A 13,790-nucleotide genomic window follows, 5' to 3' on the forward strand; every position below is an offset into this window, starting at 1 on the left:
CTTAGGGGCGAGCTTTGGGACCCTCAGCAGCCTGGGCCGGCTGGGGCCGATTACTTTTTCTTGTTGGAGGCCGACGGCAATTGGGGGAGGACTTTCTCAAGTTCCTGGTGCGGACGCGGAATCACATGCACGCTCACCAATTCACCCACCCGCCGGGCGGCGGCCGCTCCGGCGTCGGTTGCGGCCTTGACGGCTCCCACGTCGCCCCTCACGAAGACGGTGACGAAGGCCGCCCCGATGTAGACTTGTCCGATGAGCGTTACATTGGCCGCCTTGACCATGGCGTCGGCCGCTTCGACCGAGCCCGTAAAGCCCCGCGTCTCCACCATTCCCAATGCTTCAAGCGACATTGAATCCTCCTCGAAGGTCGGCTAAAACTAACACGGGGAATCGGAGCGCGTCAATATGACGGAAAAGCCCAATGATACGGATCGGCGGATCGGGCAGATCGCCCGCATCTACTGCACTCAGGTGTTGCCGTTGCGCACCCGCAGCGTGCCCCTTCTGGGGCGCAAGTGCCGGGCCCGCATTTTCTTCTCTTTTCTGGGCTACGAGGTCAAGATGGGCCGCAAGCGCGTCACCTGTCCCGACAACGTCACCGCCCGCTACCTGAAGATCTTCGCAGAGTTGGGTTTGAAGGAAGTCGAGATACCCTACGATCCCACCCGCACGGCCGCCTTGCTTCCCGTTCTGGAGAGGGCCTATGAGGAAATGAACCGCTTGCTGGATGAGTCAGAGCTTGCCCGTCCCAAACGTCTGGCCGCGGCCAGGGCGGCCTACAGGCGGTTGCGCCGCAGGCTGGCCGACTGCGGCCCGGAGGACGACCTGGATTAGGACGATCTCTTGCGTTTGACCGCGCGGATCAACTGAGAGTCGGGGACGCGCGTCAAGGCCGTGCGCAGGTGCTCGGCGAAGGCTTCCGATTCGCCGAAACGGGCATGCACGTATTCCACCAGGGCTTGGAACTCGCCCTGCAGCGACTCGATGCGCTCGCGCATGTGCAGGATCACCTCCACCCCGGCCAGGTTGACGCCCAGTTCGCGCGTCAGCGAAAGAATCAGTTCCAACCGCTGCAGGTCTTCTTCGCCGAAGAGGCGGGTGTTGCCTCTGGAGCGGGAAGGGCTGAGCAGGCCTTCTCTTTCGTAGGTCCGCAGCGTCTGAGGGTGGATCTCGTACATCTGAGCCACCACTCCGATGGTGTAACCGGCGTCTTTCTTAGCCATTGCCGTGCGCCTCGAAAAAGATTCTCAAGCGGCTAGGACCAAAGGCCCCGCCGCGGGTCTTGCGGATTCAGTTTTTCGAACTCCTCCAGGATCTCTTTGGAGCGCTCGTCGCGAAGACGGGGGACGGCGATTCTGATCTCTACGATCTGGTCGCCGCGCTGCCCTTTCTTGCGCCGCGAGGGCACGCCCCGGCCGCGCAAGCGCAGCCTTTGACCGCCCTGCGTGCCAGGCGGAATCTTCAGCTTGGCCTTCCCGCCGATGGTGGGAACCTCGATCTTGGTGCCCCGGGCCGCCTCTTCGAAGGTCAGCGGCACCTGCAGGGTGATGTTGTCTCCCTGCCGTCCGAAGTGGGGGTGCGGCTCCACCTCGATGCGCAGGATCAGATCCCCGGGCGGTCCGCCGCCTTGTCCCGGATGCCCCTTGCCAGGCACCCGGATGCGGGAACCATCGGAGACTCCGGGAGGGATGTTGACCTTGAAGCGCTCGGTGCGCTGGGCCGTCCCCTGCCCGTTGACCTGGCGGGATACGCTGATTTGGCGCTGGACGCCGTTGACGGCATCCATAAAGGGGATGCGGATGCGGGACTCCAAATCGGCGCCCTTGGTCTTGCGGGCGCCGAAGCCTCCCTGGGCGCCTCGCTCGCCCCGAAAACTGCTGAAGAGATCTGAAAAGATGTCGCGGAAGTTGCCCTGGCGGCCCTGACTGCCTTGGGCCGATCCGAACTGGGAAAAATCGAATCCCTCGAAGCCGCCTTTCTGGCCGGGGCCAAAACCTCCTCCGCTGAAGGCTTGCCCCGCCTGATCTTTCATGCCCTCGCGGTAGAAGCCGAAACGGTCGTAGAGCTTGCGCTTCTCGGGATCCTTGAGCACATGGTAGGCGGACTGGATGTTCTTGAAGCGCTCTTCCGCCTGCTTGTCGCCGGGATTGACGTCAGGATGGAGCTTGCGGGCCAGATGGCGGTAAGCCTTCTTGATTTCTGCTTCCGAAGCGTCCCGGCCTATGCCCAGCACTTGATAATAGTCTTGTTCAGCCATTGAAAACGCTCGGCCTCAAATCAGTTTCACGTGCGTTGCAGAGAAGGACGGCTCCCCCCGAAAGGGAAGCCGCCCTCATGTTCTGCGGAGGACACAGATGCTCCAGAAGGGAGCTCATTTGCCTTCGTCGACGTCGACGTACTCGGCGTCGATAACGTCTTCGTCCTCGGACTTCTCCTCTGCGCTTTCGCCCTCGGACTCAGCCCCTGGCTGTTGCGCGCCTTGAGCCGCTTCGGCAGCCTGCTGCTGGGCCTGATACATGGCCTCGGCCATCTTGTGAGAAGTCTGCTGCAGATTCTCCATGGCGGCCTTGATCTGATCGGTATCGTCCGATTCGATGGCCTTCTTGGTGGCTTCCAAGGCGTCGTCGATGGCCTTGGCCTCTTCCTCGGAGATCTTGTCGCGATTCTCGGACAGCATCTTCTCGGTGTTGTAGACCATGCTGTCGGCCTGATTGCGGACCTCGATGGATTCCTTCTTCTTCTGGTCTTCGCCGGCGTGGGACTCGGCGTCCTTGACCATTTTTTCGATCTCATCCTCGGAGAGTCCGCTGGAGGCCGTGATGGTGATCTTCTGCTCTTTGCCCGTGCCCTTGTCCTTGGCGCTGACATTGAGGATGCCGTTGGCGTCCATGTCGAAGGTCACCTCGATCTGAGGCACGCCGCGGGGCGCGGGCGGAATTCCCATCAAGTGGAACTTGCCCAGCGACTTGTTGTCCTTGGCCATGGGCCGCTCGCCCTGCAAGACGTGGATCTCTACCGAGGGCTGGTTGTCGGCCGCCGTCGAGAAGGTCTCGGACTTGCGGGTGGGAATGGTGGTGTTGCGCGGAATAAGCTGGGTCATGACGCCGCCCAGGGTTTCGATGCCCAGGGTCAGAGGCGTCACGTCGAGCAGCAGGACGTCCTTGACGTCGCCTCCCAGCACGCCGGCTTGCACCGCCGCGCCAACGGCTACCACTTCGTCGGGATTGACGCCCTTGTGGGGAGCCTTGCCGAAAAACTCCTCCACCAGGCGCTGCACCATGGGGATGCGGGTGGAGCCGCCCACCAGGACCACCTCGTCGATGTCCGAGGGGGACAGATCGGCGTCCTTGATGGCCTTCTCGCAGGGATCCAGCGTGCGCTTGAGAAGGTCTCCCGCCAACTGCTCGAAGCGGGAGCGGGAGAGGGTCAGGTTCAGGTGCTTGGGACCGCTGGAATCGGCTGTGATGAAGGGCAGGTTGATGTCGGTTTCCTGAGCGCTGGAAAGCTCCATCTTGGCCTTCTCGGCGGCCTCCTTGAGGCGCTGCAAGGCCATCTTGTCCTTGGACAGATCGATGCCCTGGTCCTTCTTGAACTCCTCCACGATCCAGTCGATCAGCAGTTGATCGATGTTGTCGCCGCCCAAATGGGTGTCGCCGTTGGTGGACTTAACCTCCACCAGCCCTTCGCCCACCTCCAGAATGGAGATGTCGAAGGTGCCTCCGCCGAAGTCGTAGACTGCGATGGTTTCGTCCTTTTTCTTGTCCAGCCCGTAGGCCAGGGCTGCCGCCGTCGGTTCGTTGACCAGGCGCAGCACGTCAAGCCCGGCGATCTTGCCGGCGTCCTTGGTGGCCTGACGCTGAGAATCGTTGAAATAAGCGGGGACCGTGATGACGGCCTGCTCCACCTTCTCCCCCAGGTACTCTTCCGCCGCCGCCTTCAGCTTTTGCAGGATCATGGCTGAAACCTCGGGGGGAGAGTATTGCTTGCCTCCCGCCTCGACCCAGGCGTCCCCGTTTTGAGCCTTGATGACTTTGTAGGGCACCATCTTGGCCTCTTCCGAGACCTCGCCGTATTTGCGGCCCATAAAGCGCTTGATCGAGTAGACGGTGTTTTCAGGATTAGTCACGGCCTGGCGCTTGGCCACCTGCCCCACTAGCCGCTCCTTGTTCTTGGAGATGCCTACCACGGACGGCGTGGTGCGCGAACCCTCCGGGTTGGTGATGACTGAAGGCTCGCCGCCCTCCATGACGGCGACGACCGAATTGGTCGTCCCCAGATCGATTCCGATAATCTTTCCCATGGTTTAGTGTCCTCCTATCAAGAACTTCTCACAGAGAAGCACTCGGTTCTTATTAAGTCCGTGTAGTGATATAAGAGTTGAGTCGGGGGCTGTCAAGGTAGGGTCGTCAATCTCGTTTGCCGGAAGAATGCCGCTGGTGAGGCAGGTGAGTGGCGTCACACAAGACTAATGAGCCTCGGTGCTAGTGTCGATGAGCCGGCTGGGACCACTATGGCCCAGCTCACGGCGGGACGGATCCATCCGGCCCGATCAAGGAGGCTTCAGACATGAACCGCACACGGGGTTTCTCGCTCATCGAATTGATGATCGTCGTCGCCATCATCGGCATTATCGCCGCCGTCGCCATCCCCAACCTGGTGCAATCCCGCATCGCCGCCAACGAGGCTTCGGCCATCACTTCGGTGCGGACCGTCACCACCGCTCAAATCGCCTTTTTCTCGGTGGCGGGCAACGGCTCCTTTGCCGCTTCCCTGGCCGACTTGAACGCCGTGGAACTGGTCGACGAGGTGCTGGCCGCAGGTCAGAAGGACGGCTACACTTTCGCCGTCACGGGCAATGGGGCTGCCGGCTTTACGGTCACCGCCTCGCCCATTTCGGAAAGCACCGGCAGGCGCTCTTTCTTCTCCGACGAAACCGGCGTCATCCGCTGGGCGGCCGGAGGAGCAGCCGGCGCCAACAGTCCGCCTCTGGGCGGAAACGGCAATTAATTGCCGTTTCCAGCCCAACTCCCAACTTCCAGATTCCCAACTCACAAGTATTCCCAATTGGGAGTTGGGCGTTGGAGGTTGGAAGTTCGAGACGCTAGTATACGAGCGTCTCGCGATGGTGGACTTTGACTTTGTCGGACTTTTCGCGCACTTGCAGCTTGATCTGGTGTGAGCGGCGCTCTTCGCCCGGGGTGACGTAGAAGCCGACCGTCCAACTGTGGGAGAGGCGGGCCCGCAGGTCGTCCATGAAGTCGCTCATGTAGACGTGCTCGCCGGTCAGGTAGAACTTGCCGGCGGTTTCCTCGGCCAGCTTCTTGAAGAAGAAACGGTTCATGCGCTCTTCGTGCTTGCGGCCAACGATGCCCTGCACCCTGCTGGCGAAGGAGACCACGTAGAGTTCCACGTCATAGAGGCCGAGGCTGTCGCGGTACTCATCCAGGTTGAGGAGGGATTCGCGGTCGACATAGGTGGTGAACATCACCAGGATCTTGCGCATGGCGTCGCGCGCTCTGAGGATGTCGAAGGCCCACAGCATCTGGCGGCCCACCAGAACCTCCCGGTTTTCAAGCTCGGCGGGACGCGGCTTCATCTGGCGCAGCGCCCACATGATCTCGTCGTCGTGGCGGGTGAATCCCTGCAATATCTTAGGTTCGAACTCGAACTCGGCCAGAGCGGCGGGACCGCGCCGGGTGATGTCGTAGAGGAATCCGTCGATCAGCGCCGCCCGCACCCGGTCGATGATATTGACCTGCCCCCACTGGGGAAGGCTGACATGGTAATCGGCGGTGCGATAGCTGTTTTCCACCAGGAAGAGGAATTCGGTGTCGGCGTCCTCCCCTCCCAGGTAGCCGATCTCCACCGGCTTGCCGTCGATCCACAACTTGACCTCATCGCGCTCCAGGCTGCGGATGTAGATGTCGTGACGGTCCTTGGCGGTAAAGGTCAGATAGCGGACTTCGCGGGTGTCGGCGGCCCGTCCCGCCGGCGGCCACATGGAAAGGGCCGCCAAGCCTGCCGTCAAGAGAAGAAACAAGCGCTGCATGTTCCTATTGTAGACGACGCCGGCCGCCTAAAGTTCAGATGGGAAGGCCTCGAACCAGGTGCAGGTGCGACAGGCGATGTTGGAAAGGCCTCCCCGAGGCGAATCGCCGAGCCGGTCACGGTTGCTCGTCTTCCTCCTGCAGGCGACGGATGTCTTCGGCCAGTTGCCGCTGCTTGCGCAGGATATAGAGCAGCAGGAGGAAGAGGATAAGCCACACTGATGCGTATCCGCCGAACAGGTACCAATTGATTGACATGTCCTCAAAACTCCTTCAAGGGTTTTCTTCGTAGAGTCGCTCCAGCACCGCCGTCCTCTGCAGCCTCATCGACATGCGCAGGCAGAAGAGCAGAGCCGTGAGGGCGGTGAAAGCCGCCATGGAAGTGAAGAGGGCTACGATCATGGGCGTTTCCAGGGCCATGCCCTGGCTGGTGATGACCTTGGGGTGGATGGTGCGCCAGATGTGGATGGAAACGTAGACCAGGGGGACATCGAGGAAGCCGATGATGCCGAAGACGGCGCAGTACTTATATTTCTTTTCCCCCTCGGGCATGGTGGAGCGGAAGATCATGTAGGCCACGTAGATCAGCCACAGCACCAGCATCAGGGTCACGCGGGGGTCGCCCCAAGGCCACCAGGTATTCCAGACGGGACGGGCCCAGAATATTCCGGTGGTGAGGTTGATGGTGGTGTAGGCCAGTCCGATCTCGACGAAGCTGGCGCCCACCTGGTCCCAAATGCGGTTTCCCCTCCACAGGTAGAGGATTCCCGCGATGAAGACGGCCAGAAAGCACACGAAAAGTGCGTTCCAGGCGGCTCCGATGTGAAAGTAGAAGATGCGCTGCACCTCTCCCATCACGCGCTCGCGGGGAGCATAGATGAAGGCTGCATAGAGGGCTGCAAGAATCAGGAAGAAGACCGGCCAGGCCAGCCAGCCAGCGGCCTTGAGGTACTTCTGAGCCTGCAGCAGTTGTTTTCGGTTAGTCGCCGACCACATATTCAAACACCACGAATCCCGCCGCCAGGTAGACGACGTCGAAGGCTCCCAGGATTTGCATCCAGCTCCACAGCGTATTGAGGTCGTCGCGCAGCAGGATTTCCTGCGAAGCGTTGACGGCGGCGATGATGACGGGGATGACGATGGGAAAAATGAGGATGGGCAGCAGCACCTCGCGGCTGGAGGACTTGGCCACCATGGCGGCCAGCACCGTGCCCACGGCGGCGAATCCCGCCAGGCCCATCAACTCCACCGCCAGCAGCCAGAGGAAGCGCGTGGAGGGAGCGAAATTGTAAAAGACCAGGAAAGCCGCGGTGGAAGCCAGTCCCACCAGGCCCAGAAAAATCCAGTTGGCCAGGAACTTTCCCAAAAAGAAAGCGCCCCGGTCAACTGGAGAGAGCACGATGCCGTGCAGCGAGTCCTCTTCGATTTCCATCTGAAAGGACTGGTTGAGGCGGATCATGCCGGGAAAGAGCAGCGCCACCCAGAGGATGCCGGGCGAGGCTTCGATGGTGGCTTTGCTGCCGGGATCGAATGCGAACTGAAAGATGATGAGGACCAGGACGGCGAAAAAGAGGGTGGTCTGGAAGGCCTCCCGCGCCCGGTACTCGATGCGCAGGTCTTTGGCGGCCAGAATCCAGGTGGTCCTCAAGAGTTTCATCATCCTGCCTGCGCTGCCCGTCTCTTGCGCCGTTTGCGCTTGGGGCGGGTCTCTTCGATTTTCTGAAAGTAGATGGACTCGAAGTCATCGACCGTCACTTCGCTGCGGGGGGCGTCGAAGACGATGCGGCCGGCGTTCTGAATGAGGACGCGGCTGCACAGTTCCAGGCCCTCGCGGGCGTTGTGGGTGACCAGAAAGACGGTTCGTCCCTGCGACTTGAGCAGGCTCAGCGTCTCGGTCAACAGCCGTCCGCCATGCTGGTCCAGTCCGGTGTAGGGCTCGTCCAGCAGCAGCAGGGCCGGATCGTGCAGAAGCGCCCGGCCCAGCGTCAAGCGCTGCTTCATCCCCCGCGAATAGCCTCTCACCAGTTGGTGGGCCGCCTGCTCCAGGCCCATGCGCTGCAACATGGCGCGGGCCTGGCCGGCGGGATCGCCGAGTGCGTAGAGGCGGGCGTAGAAGGTCAGGTTCTCGAGTCCGCTCAGGTTGCCGTAGAGCAAACTTTGGTGGGAGACGTAGCCCAGGGCCGAACGCATGGGCGCGCCCCCTTGAAAGACGGTCTCTCCTTCGTCGGGACTGAGCAGCGTGGCGGCCACCTTGAGCAAGGTCGACTTGCCGGCGCCGTTGGGTCCGAAGAGGGCCACGAATTCGCCTTCCCGGATTTCAAGATGGAGGCGGCGCAGGGCGGCCACCCGTCCGAAGCGCTTGGTCAGTCCCTTGAGTTGGAGGATGGGAGCGGCATTCATGCGGGAGCCTTGTGGGCCGAAGCCTCTCGGGAGTCCTCGTGATCCGCCACCTCGTCCAGCCGCCGCAGCACGTCGATGGCCCGCTGCTCGAATTCCTGCTTCAGGCGCTGGTAGTCCTCGTCGGAGAGCTTCTCCATCTTGTAGTCCATCTCGATGTCTTTGAGGTTGAGGATCAACTGTTCTTTCTCGGCCAGCAGTTGTTCGCGTTTGTCGACCGGGAAGGCGGGCTCGGCCTTGGCCTCTTCGTCGAAGAGGACGGGAAAGGCCACGTAGAGGACGACGGCGATGAAGAGTATGGCGGCGATCAGCAGTTCCATGACGAGTCTCCCCGGGACGGCCGGCCCTTCTAGGCCGCCGCTTCCTGTACGCCGCTTTCCCGCTCTTTGACCCGGGAGCGGGAAAGCGGTTTCTTGTCGCGGGTCATGACGAAGAGTCCTCCCAGCACCATGATCCCGATGCCTGCCCAGATAAAGGCCACCATGGGGTTGTGGAAGACGCGGAAGGTCACCTGTCCGGCGTCCTGGTCCACTCCCGACAGCACCACGTAGACGTCTTCGCTCAGGGTGGAGTTGATGGCCACCTCGGAAACCTGCTGTTCCTGCTTGAAGTGGTAATGGATCTGGGGCGAGTAGAGGCCTGCGAAGTGTCCGTTCTTCTCAGCCCGCAGCCAGCCGTAGAACTCCTGCTTCTCCGCGTCCTGGCGGATTTCCACGCCCTCCAGCGTGAACTCGTAGGGAGGCATGCTGAAAGACTCGCCGGTGGCTAGCGTGAAGACCTCTTCGCGCTGGAAGAAAGAGCTGGCGATGATGCCTACGAAGACCAGCACCACGCCCCCGTGAATGATGAATCCGCCGTAGCGGCGCTTGTTCATGAAGGTGAGGTCGCGCAGAGCCACCAGGAAGTTGCTGGGGCGGATGGTCTGGCGGGCTCGGGCTCCCTTGAAGAACTCGAAGAAGATGGTGGCGGCCACGAATCCCGAAGCGGAGAAGAAGAGCAGCGGAATGAAGCCGCGGGCGCCCAGCGCCAGTGAAGCGAACCCGCTCACAAGACCTCCTACTACGGGATAGAGGAAGTTGCGGCGGAAGTTTTTCCATGAGGCCTTGCGCCAGGCGATGAGCGGGCATATTCCGGTGAGGACCAGCAACAAGGCTCCCAAGGGCCAGGTGACGCGGTTGAAGAAAGGCGCCGAGACGGTGATCTTTTCGCCTGTCACGGCTTCGCTGACCATGGGGAAAACCGTGCCCCAGAAGACGGCGAAGCAGATGGCCAAAAAGAGCCAGTTGTTGAAGAGAAAAGTGGCTTCGCGGGAAAGAAAACTGCGCAGTTTGCCTTCGCTGGTCAGGCTTCCCGACCGGTAGGCGATCCAGAACAACCCGAAAATGGTCGACACGGCCAGGAAGACCACGAAGTAGACGCCGATGCTGGAGCGGGCGAAGGAATGCACCGATTGGACCACCCCCGAACGGGTGATGAAGGTCCCGAACATGGTCAGCTCGAAAGCCAGCAGGATGAGGGTGAAGTTCCACACCTTGAGCATCCCCTTCTTCTCGGTGATCATCACCGAATGGAGAAAGGCCGAGATGCCCAGCCAGGGCATGAAGGAGGCGTTCTCCACCGGATCCCAGGCCCAGTAGCCGCCCCACCCCAGTTCCTCGTAGGCCCAAACCCCGCCCAGGGTGAAGCCCAGGGTGAGAAAGATCCAACTGAAGAGGCTCCAGCGCCGGGTGATGGGAATCCAGGAGGTGTCGAGCTTGCCCGCCATGAGAGTTCCCATGGAGAGGGCGAAAGGAATGGTGACGGAGATGAGTCCGATGTAGAGGATGGGGGGATGAATGGCCATCCAATAGTTCTGGAGCAGCGGATTGAGTCCTCTGCCGTCGGCGGGGATGCCCTCCAGCAGTTCGAATGGATTGGAGGTGAAGAGCAGCAGGATGCAGAAGAAGAGCAGCGTCCCCTGCAGGGTCACGGTGACCCAGGGCATCATGTCGCGGTGGCGGCGGCGGTTCTGGGCCACCACCACGGCCGACAGCGCCGAAAGGATGAGCAGCCAGAAGAGCAGGCTCCCGGCCTGTCCGCCCCACAGCGCCGTTATCTTGTAGAAGAGCGGAATGCTGGTGGAGCTGACGCTGGCCACGAAAGCCACCTGAAAACGGTCGGTCAGAATCAGGTAGAGCAGGCAGACGGAGGCGGTCAGGATGAGGGCGAAGACCGAGATGACGGCGTTCTCGGAACTGCGTACAAGCGGGTTATTGCGCTTGACGCCTCCCAGCGTGCCGGCCACCAGTCCGTAAAGGCTCAAGACAAAGGCTGCTACCAGGCACAACCATCCAAAAAGGGGAATCATGGGCGTTTCTCTTTCGAGCGTTGAGAGGTCGGTACACCCCGCGGGGGCGGCTTGTTCTCTAGCTGGCCGGCGATGCGGCCTCTTCTCCGTAAGCCTCTTCCTCGTAGCCCTCTTCCCGGCTTTCGTACTTGGAGGGGCACTTGGCTAAAAGCGTATTGGCGCGGAAAAGGTTGGCGGAGGCATCGTACTCGCCCTCCACCACAACCTCGGCGTGATCCTTGAAAGTGTCGGGAATGATGCCTTGATAAAGTACCGGCACCGTCTCCCCCGTGGTCATGTCGAACGTGACGAAGTTGACTTGGTCAAGACTGTCGTTGCGCTCGATGCTGCCTGCCAGCACGTGTCCGCTGAGACGCAGGCCTCGGTTCTGCAAAGAAGGTCCCTGCTCCAGCAACTCGGGCACCGTGTAGTAATAAACCATCGAATCGTTGATGCCGCTGAACATCAAGTAGGAGATGGCTCCCAGGATCAGAAATCCAGCTATGAGGAACTTGGCGTTAGGCATTTCGGCCTCCGAAAATCTCTTTCTTCGATATAGGTACCGCGCACGCCTTTCAGAAGGTACCGCCTGGCCGCAGAATAGGCCGTCCGAACCTCCCTCGGCCTCGCTACACCGCCATTCTAACAGTTCAGGGCGCCGGGACCGAACCCTTGGACGAAAAGACTGTCAGATTTCTTCCAGCTTTTCACACAATCGACGCGACTTCAGGAGTTTTCCAGCAGAAGGCGCCGCCGGGTCAACGAATCGACGAACTCGTGGTCGATTTCCACCCCCAGGCCGGGACGGTCGAAAGGAACGGAGATCCGGCCCTGGCCGTCGGTGGTCCACTGGGGACGGACGATGTCGCGTTTCCAGTAGCGCGAGCTGGGGGAGATGTCGCCCGGCAGGCGGAAGTTCTGCAGCGAGGCCAGGGCCACGTTATGGGCCCGGCCGATTCCGCTTTCCAGCATGCCGCCGCACCACACGGGTATCTCCTGGGAGGCGCAGAAATCGTGTATCAGGCGCGAGGAGGCGTGGCCGCCCACGCGGCCCGGCTTGATGTTGACGATGCGCCCGGCGCCCAGGGTCACCATGTCCTGGACCCGCTCCAGACTGGTGATCGACTCGTCCAGGCAGATGGGAGTGCGCAGCTGCTTCTGCAGTTCGCGGTGGCGCACCAGGTCGTCCCAGGCCAGCGGCTGCTCGATCATGACCAGCCCGTACTGGTCCAGCTCCTTGAGAGTGTCGAGGTCGTCCAGGGTGTAGGCGTTGTTGGCGTCCACCATCAAGGGGACCCCGTCCCCCAATTCCCGCCGCACCGCCTCGACGTACCGCAAGTCAGCCCCGGGCATGATCTTGGCCTTGATCTTGCGATAGCCTTCCTGCAGGGCGAGGGCCACCTTCTCGACCAACCTCTCGGGAGTGGGTTGAATGCCGATCGAAATGCCCACTTCCACCTTCTCGCGCACTCCGCCCAGCAGCCGGGCCAGGGCCAGGCCGCGGGCTTCAGCGAAGAGGGCCCAACAAGCCATCTCCACGCCCGCCTTGGCCATATGGTGTCCGCGGAAATCCTTCTCCAGCAGCGGACGCACCTGGCCGGGTTCCTCCAACTCGGCTCCGATCAGGCGCGGGGCGATCCATTTCTCGATCATGTGCCAGGCCGTGCCGACGGTTTCGGGAGAGTAGTTGGGCGACTCTCCGGCCACGCACTCCCCCCATCCCGACAGGCCCTCCGCGTCCTCCACCCGCACCAGCAGGACTTGGCGGACCCGCTGGATGCCGGAGGAGATCTGAAAGGGCTCGACCAGGGGCAAATGAAGCTCGGTGAGTTCGATGTTTCGGATCGTGAGCATGTTCGTTTCTCCCGGGGCCGGGCTAGCGTTCGCCCTGAGTCTGTTGCAGGAGATAGCTCCCCCAGCGGGTTTGGGGATCGCCTGCCGCCGCGGGAGGGAAGTAGGCGACGACCTGGTAGCCCGATGACAGGTAGTGTTCGAGAGCGGCCCGGGTGAAGAGGCGCCAGGCCTTCCCGGCCTGGGCCGATTGCGACTTGACGGCTTCGATTTCGGCGGGGATGACGACCCGCAGGCGCTTGGCCCCGCTCCACTCGCCGGCCTGGGGAACGCCCTGCTTGTCGACACTGCCGTGAGCCGGTTCAACCCGCACCGCATCGTCGGCGGACGGACGCGCCACCGGCTGTCCCCGGGCCAGCCGGCAGACCCGCTCCTCGGACAGCCTCCAGCAAACCAGAAAGCGGTCGGTGCCGTGGCCGTGGCGGGGACTCTCAGAGCCGGGATAGAAGTCGCGCTGATATTCCTCCACCCGGGCTCCCAGCAGATTCAGGTTGAGGTGGGCGTTGCGCGATTCCAGCGGATCGTAGGTCCAAAACACCTCCTCGATGCCGAGTTTCATGACGCACTCCCGCTGGTGCCACTTGAGGCTGCGTCCCACGCCCGATCCGCCGCGCGAAGGGTGGACCGCCAGCATGTGAGACCAGTGGGCCAGGCGGCCTCGGTAGAGTCCCGTCAGGCCGAGCACGAATCCGGCCAGGCTGCCGTCCTCTTCGAAGGCGCCCGAAACCACGCCTCCCATCTTGTCGACGATCATCTGCATGACGGGCTTGACGCACCCCGAGAAACCCTCGCCCCAGACCTCCTCCTGCAGCGCGTAGCAAAGCTGGAAGTCCTGGAACCCCTTCAGTCTGCGGCAGGTCACGCTCATGCGAGTCAATGGGCTTCTTGGAGCAGCTTGAGGAGCTCGTCCAACTGCTCCTGGTCGATCTTCTGAGTCTTCTCAAGCCGTTGGGAGACGGCGAAGAGAGCCCTCAAGTACTCTTCTTGCCGGTCATCGCGGCGGGCTTGACTGCGGCACTCGGCGAAGGTGCGCCGAATGCGCTCCTCCTCCCCCGGCGGAGCCTTCTGCACCATGGCGTTGACCACCGCCGCCTGGATGAGGTCGGTCTGGTAGAGGCGCAGCACGGCCAGCGAAGCCGCGAAAAGAACCAGCATGGCCGCTAATATAA

The 13,790-nt window shown here is 61.8% G+C and carries 17 protein-coding genes; 2 read left to right on the forward strand and 15 right to left on the reverse strand.

The features are described from left to right. Window positions 1-50 precede the first annotated feature (50 nt). Window positions 51-350: a BMC domain-containing protein gene (locus VLU25_03125; protein HSR66911.1), complete on the reverse strand. Its 300-nt coding sequence runs from the start codon at window positions 348-350 to the stop codon at window positions 51-53. A 55-nt stretch (window positions 351-405) separates the two neighbouring features. Here VLU25_03125 and VLU25_03130 point away from each other — a divergent pair, with 55 nt between their 5' ends. Continuing rightward, a complete protein-coding gene (locus VLU25_03130; protein HSR66912.1) occupies window positions 406-834 on the forward strand; it encodes a hypothetical protein in 429 nt (142 codons plus the stop codon). Here VLU25_03130 and VLU25_03135 read toward each other — a convergent pair. From VLU25_03135 to dnaK, 3 genes are all read right to left on the reverse strand, one after another. After that, window positions 831-1,223 (reverse strand): helix-turn-helix transcriptional regulator, encoded by a 393-nt coding sequence (locus VLU25_03135; protein HSR66913.1) that lies wholly within the window; start codon window positions 1,221-1,223, stop codon window positions 831-833. The two genes, VLU25_03130 and VLU25_03135, sit on opposite strands and share 4 nt — an antisense overlap. Window positions 1,224-1,255: 32 nt before the next feature. Continuing rightward, the gene (locus tag VLU25_03140) at window positions 1,256-2,257 is read right to left on the reverse strand and encodes a J domain-containing protein (GenBank protein HSR66914.1); all 1,002 of its coding nucleotides are present in this window, start codon (window positions 2,255-2,257) and stop codon (window positions 1,256-1,258) included. 114 nt (window positions 2,258-2,371) lie between these two features. Beyond that, window positions 2,372-4,300, reverse strand: coding sequence for a molecular chaperone DnaK (gene dnaK, locus VLU25_03145; GenBank protein HSR66915.1), 1,929 nt, complete (start codon window positions 4,298-4,300; stop codon window positions 2,372-2,374). Between the two features lie 266 nt (window positions 4,301-4,566). Between dnaK and VLU25_03150 the strand changes: the two genes are divergently transcribed. Then, window positions 4,567-5,007 carry a prepilin-type N-terminal cleavage/methylation domain-containing protein gene (locus VLU25_03150; protein ID HSR66916.1) on the forward strand — a complete coding sequence of 147 codons (441 nt, stop codon included), beginning with the start codon at window positions 4,567-4,569 and terminating at the stop codon, window positions 5,005-5,007. A gap of 94 nt (window positions 5,008-5,101) precedes the next feature. On the opposite strand, the gene VLU25_03155 is transcribed toward VLU25_03150, so the two are convergent. From VLU25_03155 to VLU25_03205, 11 genes are all read right to left on the reverse strand, one after another. Beyond that, on the reverse strand, window positions 5,102-6,049 hold the full coding sequence (locus VLU25_03155; GenBank protein ID HSR66917.1) for a hypothetical protein: 948 nt from the start codon (window positions 6,047-6,049) through the stop codon (window positions 5,102-5,104). A 115-nt stretch (window positions 6,050-6,164) separates the two neighbouring features. Next, entirely contained in the window at window positions 6,165-6,305 is a 141-nt protein-coding gene (locus tag VLU25_03160) for a hypothetical protein (protein ID HSR66918.1), read from the reverse strand. 15 nt (window positions 6,306-6,320) lie between these two features. Beyond that, entirely contained in the window at window positions 6,321-7,043 is a 723-nt protein-coding gene (locus VLU25_03165; protein ID HSR66919.1) for a cytochrome c biogenesis protein, read from the reverse strand. Then, window positions 7,027-7,695: a heme exporter protein CcmB gene (locus tag VLU25_03170; GenBank protein HSR66920.1), complete on the reverse strand. Its 669-nt coding sequence runs from the start codon at window positions 7,693-7,695 to the stop codon at window positions 7,027-7,029. Before VLU25_03170 ends, VLU25_03165 begins: the two co-directional genes overlap by 17 nt. An 8-nt stretch (window positions 7,696-7,703) precedes the next feature. Further along, complete coding sequence (locus tag VLU25_03175; protein HSR66921.1) at window positions 7,704-8,447, reverse strand: ABC transporter ATP-binding protein; 744 nt, start codon at window positions 8,445-8,447, stop codon at window positions 7,704-7,706. Further along, a complete protein-coding gene (locus VLU25_03180; protein HSR66922.1) occupies window positions 8,444-8,764 on the reverse strand; it encodes a hypothetical protein in 321 nt (106 codons plus the stop codon). The genes VLU25_03175 and VLU25_03180 overlap by 4 nt, the downstream gene beginning before the upstream one ends. 29 nt (window positions 8,765-8,793) lie before the next feature. Then, complete coding sequence (locus VLU25_03185) at window positions 8,794-10,791, reverse strand: heme lyase CcmF/NrfE family subunit (protein ID HSR66923.1); 1,998 nt, start codon at window positions 10,789-10,791, stop codon at window positions 8,794-8,796. Between the two features lie 58 nt (window positions 10,792-10,849). Next, the gene (locus tag VLU25_03190) at window positions 10,850-11,296 is read right to left on the reverse strand and encodes a cytochrome c maturation protein CcmE (protein ID HSR66924.1); all 447 of its coding nucleotides are present in this window, start codon (window positions 11,294-11,296) and stop codon (window positions 10,850-10,852) included. A gap of 200 nt (window positions 11,297-11,496) precedes the next feature. After that, window positions 11,497-12,624 (reverse strand): o-succinylbenzoate synthase, encoded by a 1,128-nt coding sequence (gene menC / locus VLU25_03195; GenBank protein ID HSR66925.1) that lies wholly within the window; start codon window positions 12,622-12,624, stop codon window positions 11,497-11,499. A 22-nt stretch (window positions 12,625-12,646) separates the two neighbouring features. Continuing rightward, entirely contained in the window at window positions 12,647-13,489 is an 843-nt protein-coding gene (locus VLU25_03200; GenBank protein ID HSR66926.1) for a hypothetical protein, read from the reverse strand. A 5-nt stretch (window positions 13,490-13,494) separates the two neighbouring features. Then, window positions 13,495-13,776: a hypothetical protein gene (locus VLU25_03205; GenBank protein ID HSR66927.1), complete on the reverse strand. Its 282-nt coding sequence runs from the start codon at window positions 13,774-13,776 to the stop codon at window positions 13,495-13,497. Window positions 13,777-13,790 lie beyond the last annotated feature (14 nt).

It is taken from the genome of Acidobacteriota bacterium, assembly GCA_035471785.1.
Classification (GTDB): domain Bacteria; phylum Acidobacteriota; class UBA6911; order RPQK01; family DATIPO01; genus JANQFM01.

Excerpts from the sequence above, each read along its gene's own strand:
- VLU25_03125 (HSR66911.1), bottom strand. The coding sequence starts at position 350 with ATGTCGCTTGAAGCATTGGGAATGGTGGAGACGCGGGGCTTTACGGGC.
- VLU25_03130 (HSR66912.1), top strand. The coding sequence starts at position 406 with ATGACGGAAAAGCCCAATGATACGGATCGGCGGATCGGGCAGATCGCC.
- VLU25_03135 (HSR66913.1), bottom strand. The coding sequence starts at position 1,223 with ATGGCTAAGAAAGACGCCGGTTACACCATCGGAGTGGTGGCTCAGATG.
- VLU25_03140 (HSR66914.1), bottom strand. The coding sequence starts at position 2,257 with ATGGCTGAACAAGACTATTATCAAGTGCTGGGCATAGGCCGGGACGCT.
- dnaK (HSR66915.1), bottom strand. The coding sequence starts at position 4,300 with ATGGGAAAGATTATCGGAATCGATCTGGGGACGACCAATTCGGTCGTC.
- VLU25_03150 (HSR66916.1), top strand. The coding sequence starts at position 4,567 with ATGAACCGCACACGGGGTTTCTCGCTCATCGAATTGATGATCGTCGTC.
- VLU25_03155 (HSR66917.1), bottom strand. The coding sequence starts at position 6,049 with ATGCAGCGCTTGTTTCTTCTCTTGACGGCAGGCTTGGCGGCCCTTTCC.
- VLU25_03160 (HSR66918.1), bottom strand. The coding sequence starts at position 6,305 with ATGTCAATCAATTGGTACCTGTTCGGCGGATACGCATCAGTGTGGCTT.
- VLU25_03165 (HSR66919.1), bottom strand. The coding sequence starts at position 7,043 with ATGTGGTCGGCGACTAACCGAAAACAACTGCTGCAGGCTCAGAAGTAC.
- VLU25_03175 (HSR66921.1), bottom strand. The coding sequence starts at position 8,447 with ATGAATGCCGCTCCCATCCTCCAACTCAAGGGACTGACCAAGCGCTTC.
- VLU25_03180 (HSR66922.1), bottom strand. The coding sequence starts at position 8,764 with ATGGAACTGCTGATCGCCGCCATACTCTTCATCGCCGTCGTCCTCTAC.
- VLU25_03185 (HSR66923.1), bottom strand. The coding sequence starts at position 10,791 with ATGATTCCCCTTTTTGGATGGTTGTGCCTGGTAGCAGCCTTTGTCTTG.
- VLU25_03190 (HSR66924.1), bottom strand. The coding sequence starts at position 11,296 with ATGCCTAACGCCAAGTTCCTCATAGCTGGATTTCTGATCCTGGGAGCC.
- menC (HSR66925.1), bottom strand. The coding sequence starts at position 12,624 with ATGCTCACGATCCGAAACATCGAACTCACCGAGCTTCATTTGCCCCTG.
- VLU25_03200 (HSR66926.1), bottom strand. The coding sequence starts at position 13,489 with ATGAGCGTGACCTGCCGCAGACTGAAGGGGTTCCAGGACTTCCAGCTT.
- VLU25_03205 (HSR66927.1), bottom strand. The coding sequence starts at position 13,776 with ATGCTGGTTCTTTTCGCGGCTTCGCTGGCCGTGCTGCGCCTCTACCAG.